Annotated in this window: 4 protein-coding genes; 2 read left to right on the top strand and 2 right to left on the bottom strand. The window is 39.6% G+C overall.

Features of this window, described 5'->3' with window-relative positions; all coding sequences use genetic code 11:
- Window positions 1–171 precede the first annotated feature (171 nt).
- A complete protein-coding gene (locus VB711_RS26105) occupies window positions 172–1866 on the top strand; it encodes an asparagine synthetase B family protein (RefSeq protein ID WP_323289349.1) in 1695 nt (564 codons plus the stop codon).
- Window positions 1867–1905: 39 nt separating this feature from the next.
- Here the strand turns inward: VB711_RS26105 and VB711_RS26100 are convergent, their stop codons facing one another.
- Both VB711_RS26100 and VB711_RS26095 read right to left on the bottom strand, forming a co-directional pair.
- Complete coding sequence (locus tag VB711_RS26100) at window positions 1906–4476, bottom strand: CHAT domain-containing protein (protein ID WP_323289348.1); 2571 nt, start codon at window positions 4474–4476, stop codon at window positions 1906–1908.
- Window positions 4428–6098 (bottom strand): ShlB/FhaC/HecB family hemolysin secretion/activation protein, encoded by a 1671-nt coding sequence (locus VB711_RS26095; RefSeq protein ID WP_323289347.1) that lies wholly within the window; start codon window positions 6096–6098, stop codon window positions 4428–4430. The genes VB711_RS26100 and VB711_RS26095 overlap by 49 nt, the downstream gene beginning before the upstream one ends.
- Before the next feature lie 626 nt (window positions 6099–6724).
- Here VB711_RS26095 and VB711_RS26090 point away from each other — a divergent pair.
- The gene (locus VB711_RS26090) at window positions 6725–7519 is read left to right on the top strand and encodes a DUF2993 domain-containing protein (protein ID WP_323289346.1); all 795 of its coding nucleotides are present in this window, start codon (window positions 6725–6727) and stop codon (window positions 7517–7519) included.
- Window positions 7520–8100: the final 581 nt, after the last annotated feature.

The raw sequence follows: 8100 nt of genomic DNA, 5'->3' as shown, positions 1-8100 counted from the left end.
TAACAGTATAGTGTAAATATTTTTGCCCTATCTCCGGTAGAATATTGGTAAATTTAATTTTTAATGTATTTGCTATGACTGACAATACAGATTTTCGGATAGAACGGGATTCAATGGGCGATCGCTAGTAATTTTTACTAAATATTAAAACCCTAATTCAGACTATTTAATATGTTTCAAAAATCTACTATCTCGGTTAATAATATTATTCCTGGTTGGTATGTACAATGGGGAAATTTAGATTCATTCACAAAAGATGTAATTTGGCAAGATCATAAATTTGCTGTTATTTCTCAACAGAAACAATTTGCATTGAGTTCTACACAAAGATTTGTAGTAGTTGGAGATGTGTGGTTAACTAATCGGGTGGAATTGTTAGAAAAATTAGGAGTTGATGTTAATGGGTTTTTTAGTAATCAAAAAATTGTTGCTGATTTGTGGGAAAAATGGGGTGTGGAATCCCTAAATATGTTGGTGGGAATGTTTAGTTTGGTGGTGAACGATCGCCAAAAACAGGTATTATGGTTGGGACGCGATCGCATCGGTAGCCGTACTCTTTATTATACAAACACTGGCTCAACTCACTGGATTTCACCAAAATTAAGCACCCTCAAACCTCATCGTTCCAATAATTTAGATATAGTAGCATTGCGCGATTATCTCTGCTGTGCCTTTGTTCCAGGAGAAAGGACACTCTGGGAAGATGTGCGGGAGATACGTCCAGGAACAGTGATGGAATTACCCACTGGAAAAATATCTTCTTATTGGCAACTACAAGAGCAAATTATAGCTAATCAACCCTTAGAATATTATAGCGATCGCTTGCGTTTCCTACTTGAGCAAGTTGTCAAAGAATACTTACCCCAAAACCAACCTGTCGGGGTTTTCCTCTCTGGTGGTTTAGATTCTAGCAGCATCACAGCTTTAGCATCCCAATTTCACCACGCACCAGTTCACACCTACTCGATTCATTTTGGTGCTGAATGTGCTAATGAATTAGAATTTTCTCACCTCGTTGCTAAACATTGCCAAACTCAACACCACATTTTAGAAATTACCTTTCGGGATATGTGGGAACATTTACCAGAAACCATAGCTTATTTAGATGATCCTATCGGTGATCCTTTAACAGTACCAAATTTATTGTTAGGAAAAATGGCGCGAAAAGATGTACAAGTTATACTTAATGGTGAAGGTGGTGATCCTTGTTTTGGTGGTCCGAAAAATCAGCCGATGTTAATTAATAGTTTATATGGTTCTATTACTAATCAAAATTCATTATCGGCTTATTTAATGGCTTTTCAAAAATGTGCAGTTGATTTACCACAACTTTTAAAACCGGAAATTTGGAACAAATTACAAACAGAACCATCAGTATTTGCTGCTGATTTAGATGGACAAGGAAATTATTTGAACCGGTTAATGGGATTAAATATTAAATTTAAGGGAGCAGATCAAATTCTCACAAAAGTTAATAATTTAACTCAAGCTGTGGGTTTGCAAGGTTTATCTCCTCTTTTTGATCAGCGTGTAGTTGATTGGAGTATGCAAATTCCTCCAGAATATAAATTATCTGGTGTGGAAGAAAAGGCAGTTTTGAAAAAAGCGGTTATTGATATTTTACCAGATCAAATCATTAATCGTCCTAAAAGTGGTATGATGGTACCAGTACAGTTAGGATTTCGTAAGTATTGGCAACGAGAAGCTAAAAGGTTATTGTTAAATAAAAATAGTGCTATTTCACTTTATCTTAATCAAGAATTACTCAATCAATGGCTCAAGTTTGAAGGTGATGTTTGGGGACGGTATGGTGTTAAGTTGTGGTTGTTGGTGAGTTTGGAAGTTTGGTTGCAGAGAAATTGTTGAATTTTGTCTCACGCAGAGACGCAGAGACGCAGAGAGTTTTTAGAGCCAATTTCCTACTAAGATGAAGGGAGACCAGAAATAAGGATGTTTGTATTCAGGGTTGTTTAGGAGGGTTAATTGCGATCGCCTCAGTGCTTCTGTTTTACTTAGTGTATCATTGGTCAGTTGTTGGTAAAAGTTCACCATTACTGAAGAGGTGGCTTCATCACTAACATACCACAGTGAACCAATTGTACTACGAGCGCCTGCACGAACCGCGACTCCGGCTAAACCCAAAGCGGCACGATTATCTCCTAAAGCAGTTCTACAAGCACTTAAAACCAGTAATTCAATCGCATTTTGCCGATTTGTTCCTTTATTTCTCAGTAAATCACCTAAGTCATTGATATTAATGCGACCATCCCAGGTAAGAATAAAGGTGTTTTTGGCTTGGGAACTAAATTCTCCGTGGGTAGCTAAATGAACTATTGAACCAGTAAAATTATTGAGTTTTTCACCAATGGCTGCACTGGTAAAGGCTTCATTTAAAAATACTTGACTGGAGGTTTTGGCTTGAATTTGTTCAATTTCTTCAGCAACGCTAGGTAATGCTTCAAATCCTTGACGGGCTTGGCTTAAACCTCCCGCTAATACTCGCAAACTTTCTCTTTTTAAGGGTTTTACGTCTATTAATTGTAATCCTGGGGCGATCGCTATGCCATACTTTTCTAATAGGTATTGTTTACCATCATGCAAAGCAGAGATCGGGATATTTCGCATTGACCCATCAAGAATAAATACCAAAGTTTTGATCTGTTTCGGATCTAATTCCCCAGCAATTGGTCGAATTAACCAATCATACATTTGTTGGGATAGAGGTAAAAAACCCATTGATTCCTGATTTGTAATCCCACTCCGTAAACTGCGAAGAGTGCGTTCTATCTCAATCTGGGAAATATTTGTGGTATAGTGGCGTAGGGATTGATTAGGTAAACTGACAATTACTTCTAAGCGATCGCTCAGAATTATCGGATAAAATACGGCAGCATGAGGATCAATCTGATCAATCTGCACTGGATTACTATCCAAACAAGCTTGACGGAAAAAGTTTTCTAGTTCAGCTAGTTGTAGGGACTCAATCGCATTCCGGGCTTTGATTAAGTTATCTTGACTGATAGAAACCGGACGCAACAACAAACTCACATATTCTCGATAAACCGGTTCAACACTATCTCGAAAGGTAAATTGCACCTCTGGGTTAATGGCGACTAAATCGGTTCGCAAAGATGCTAAAGTGGTAACGGCATCTTGGTATGCTGCCAATGCTTGCTGATAGGTTTGGGGATTGGTTGTATAAAGTCTACCTAATTGCCATTGCCAACGATAGTAAATATCCGTTGCTTGAATAGATTGGGCTAAAAGTAAAGCTTGTTGGGTAAGTTGTAAAGCCGTGGAAAATTGCCCAGTTTGTTCATACAAAGTTCCCAAAGTTCCCAAAGCATAAGACTGTCCCCGCACATCTCCCAGAGTTTTTGCCTGTTGGAGAGCGATCGCTACTTCTTGAGCTATATTAACCCATTCTGGACTTTCATTTTCTACAGTTGAGGGAGAAGGATTAAAAAATAATTCTGGTTTGGGAGATTGATTAATCGCGCGTTCTCTTCCCCTGGATAAAGTTTGGGGAATGGGTATCTGCTGATTTTGTTTTTTAGGAAGCCTTTGTTTAAATTTTACCAAACTTTGAACGTAGTTAATTCGGGCATAAATATTAGTGCGACTGGGGGAAAGATTGGTAATTTCTGGTTGGAGTTGTGCAATGAGTTGAGGAATTTTGTCCCATTGTTGGGTTTCTAAAAGTAATTGTAGTAAATTTAATCGACCCTTAACTTGATTAGCTTGGAGATAATATTTTTCTGCTGCGGGGAAATCTTGTTGAGACTGGGCTGTATTTCCCAAATTGACAAGGATATCTGCAATCATTTGAGAATTTTTCAACTCTTGAGCGATCGCTAAACTTGATTCTAACACTTGGCGGGATTGTTCCAAATCTCCCACAATTCCCAAAGCATTGCCCAAACTCCGCAACCCAATCAACTTTTCTAAATTATTTGGTTGATTTTGCCAACGTTTTTGAATATTAGTTAATTTAGTTAAAGCTTGTTGATAAAGTCCCAGAGATTGTAAAGCTTGAGACTGATTAATCAAACTGCCATTAACCCCCACCTCATCCCCCAACTTACCATATATCTGGGTCGCTTGTTGCCAAACCTTCAAAGCTGCTGCTGATCTTCCCAAAGCCAATTCTAGCTGTCCTTGAGTATTCAAAGCCTGAGCATATCCCCCCCGTATTGGTAAATTAGACCATATCTCCAAACTATCAGCGATCGCTCTTTTCGCCTCTTCCCACCGTCCCAACTTTTGATAAGCTAAAGAAAGATAAGTTAAAATCATCCCCCGTTCTTCAACATCAGAAGTTGTCTCTAAACCTTCTTGCAACTCCTTCACATCCTCCTCTGCGCCTCTGCGCCTCTGCGTGAACCCTTCATTTCCCCAAACCGCACCATGAACAACACCAAAAACAACTAAAAAGGTGAATAAACCAGAGAAAAATAGATACCCTTTTCTTGCCATGTTTCCTGACTCCCGGATGTAGAAACTAACGGAATACCCCAATCCAAGCGGGCTGTGAGTGTATTACCCTGTCGCCATAACAACCCCAACCCCGCAGAAGCCAAAGTATTCATTGCCGAACTGCTAGAATTACTCCAACCTGTGCCAAAATCCACAAAAGGCGTTAATTGTAATACTCCATTGGCAGAGATTCGCGCAATTGGTAAACGTAACTCTGCCGTGCTAAATACCCCATTATCATGGAGCAAAAAGTTTTGCCGATATCCGCGTACACTGTCACTACCACCCAACCCGAACTGTTCCAAAGCGACCAAAGGACGATCTGCTAATTGAGCATCTGCTCTTAATAATAATAAACTATCTGGTGCTAGTAGTTTTACATATTGCGCTTGACCTTGCCAAGTAAAAAAATTAGAATCTGGGGGATTGTTGTTCCAGGTAGAATTTAGCCAACCGACACCAAGATTAAATTGCGATCGCAATGCTATTACTGATCTTTGATTACGGCTAGTAAATTCCTGAAAAAACCGCAAAGCAGAGATTCTGGTACTACCTTGATTATCTGCCCCTGGTGATAAAGGAAATTTTAACCCCAATAAAGATGTCTCACTTTCTTTGCGTGTGCCACTCAAGCCAATCGCAAATTCTTGACTAGGAGTTTGTATCAAAGGTTGACGCAATGTAATTTCGTAGGAACGGGAAGCTGCGGTAATATTTAATTGGCGAAAAGCAGATTCAATTACTTCACTGCTGGTAGTATTGTAAGCTAGACGCAGACTGCCATTTTGGGGATTGAGTGGTAAAATATAGCTAGTTTCTAGAGTATTACTCCCTTCCGTATCACTGTAGCCGAGATTGATCCTGTCGCCAAATCCCAGTAAATTCCCCTCCTGGAGACGAATCCCCCCTTTTACCTCACCGACACTGGGCGATCGCGTATTGTCCAAATCCACCGAAGTGCTAAAACTATCAGCCTCTACAACCGCCACATTTAATACACTTTCCCCCGGATTGCTGCCCGCCGTTAGTTCTGCTGAGATATTTTGAATTAGGGGATCAAGCTGGAGAAGTTGTAACTTTTCGATTAAACGATTGATATTTAAAGGTTGAGAACCAGACATCGCCAAGCGATCGCGAATATAATTTGGATCTAGCCTACCGATTTTTTTGATTTGAATAGCGGAAAGTTGACCTTCCACCACCTGAATTTTAACCGTAGCCCCAAGTCGATTAAAAGTTTGATTAGCAGGGATAAATGCCCCAGAAGTGACATAACCACGATCAATATATAATTGAGCGATCGCCCCTGCTGCCCGTACCATCTCCGTAAATGTAATAGGATGCCCTGTAAAAGGCGCTGTTATTTTAGCTAATTCTTCAGCAGTAAACAGCGTACTACCTTCCACTACAAAACGATTAATAGTAATGTTGCCAGGTACTAAAAATAACTCTTGATTAGGAATTGGAATATTTGGTTGAGGGAGTAATTCTTCCAGTGGTGGAAGGGGAACGGGTGCTTCAGGTGTGGGAGAACGGGGTGGTAAGGTATTGGGTGTTTGAGCTTGCACAGGTATCATCGTCAGAATCCCCAGCAAACCCATTGTAATACACTGGCATAACATAACTTTGCCAAAAATAATACTTTACCAAATTATACCGTAACCATCGTTTAACTGCTGAAAGGCGATCGACATTAATAAAATAGGTGTTGCTTAAAAAGTCTTTTGGTTAGGCTAGGAGTCAGGAGTCAGGAGTCAGGAGTCAGATTTTATCTCTTGTAGGGTGTGGTTCGGCAAGCTCACCAACCACGTTAGACCCGATAATTGAGCAGCCAACAGATTTTTTCTATCTGACGCACCGCACTAATAGACGATTCCAAAAGCCTGAAACTATCCAATTTCCCTCATAAACATCAAAAAAGATTTTATCTCTTGTAGGGTGCGTCAGACCCGATAATTGAGCAGCCAACAGATTTTTTCTATCTGACGCACCGCACTAATAGACGATTCCAAAAGCCTGAAACTATCCAATTTCCCTCATAAACATCAAAAAATCCTTCTTTCTGACTGATCCTTAAACTCAGAACTAAAATTTCTTATCCGTTCCCTGTTCCCTTAATATCTAATATAATTTTTAGCTATCAGTTATCCTGTATATATCTATCAGAATAATAAATGTGGGGATCGCTTGCAGGATTCTTCACAATTTGTTACAAAAGTATGGAGAACTTCTAGAGAGCCAAAACCTAATGTTAGGCGGACTTACTGGTTTAACAGATCCCAAAGGCACAGATTGGGGAGAGCGAATGCTCAACACAGTCGCCAGCCAAACGATTCGCCACCTGTTTAGCGCAAGCGATTCAGTAGAAGTCTTGGTGCGCTGCTATCCCTCCAGCAAATTGTTGCAAGGCAGCATTGATAGCTTTAAAATGAGCGGACAGGGCTTAGTGATTCGTAAAGACTTCGCTGTAGAGGAAATGTCTTTTGAAACCGATGCAGTTGCTATTGATTTCGGCTCGGTTTTGGCTGGAAAACTCAATTTAAAACAACCCACCCAAGCAGTAGCACAAGTAGTTTTATCAGAAATTGGTATTAATCAGGCTTTTCAGGCAGAACTGGTGAAAAAGCGGCTATTAAATCTTTCTGAACCAGGTTTAATGGAGATATCTGGTGGTGAACCCGTTTCTTTTACCCAAGTACAAATAGAGTTATTACCCGGAAATCGGTTGCATCTTGTAGCTAAAGCGGACTTAAATAACGGTGAACTCATACCTCTAGCAATGACTATAGGTATAGGTATTGAAAAACGGCGACGAGTTTCTTTTAAAGACCCAAAAATTGAACTTGACCAAGCACCAGAAGAACAGCGCCAAATTTCACAAACATTGAGTATGGCATTGGTGGGAATTTTAGATAATATGGTGGATTTAGATCGTTTTGACTTGGATGGGGTGAAAATGCGCTTGAATCGTCTAGAAACTGAAGGAAAAAAGCTAATTTTTAGTGGCTACGCGGAAATAGAACGTATTCCTCGCTCTGCTTAAAATACAAAAAATCATAACCCAATGATACCAAGGGTTGTTAATTATTAACTCCAGTTGCTTGTGATTATCGGATATTTTTTCCTCTCTAGGGTGTGTCAGATAAAATAATTGGGGTTCAAGTCACTAATTTTAAGTTTCTGACGCACCTGATTTCACTAACAAAGCAACTTACCTTATTTATGGAAAATTTGGTGTTTCTGAATTGGGGGATGTCTGATAGCGTAGCCATATCAGGATATCCAGGATTTAAGGATTGACAGGATGATTGATGATTCTACAGTAGAGATTTATCAGTGATCATTTGGGATGTGATCAGGATCAATACCTATAGATTGTCTGAATCAGGATATCCAGGATTTAAGGATTAACAGGATGATTGGTGATTCTACAGTAGAGATTTAGCAGTGATCATTGTTGTCTATGGGCGAGGTGTAATTTTTTATTCATCTATCCCCAATACTTATGGGATGTGATCAGGATCAATACCTATAGATTGCAGGTATGCAGCTAGTTTTTCCTTTTGTTTTCGTTCTTGGAGAGCGATCGCTTCTGCTTGTTCTTTAGCTAAATTGGCATCAAGA

The organism is Cronbergia sp. UHCC 0137, assembly GCF_034932285.1.
Classification (GTDB): Bacteria; Cyanobacteriota; Cyanobacteriia; order Cyanobacteriales; family Nostocaceae; genus Cronbergia.
Note: the sequence above shows the minus strand (reverse complement) of the source record. Positions and strands in the feature narration are given on the sequence as shown.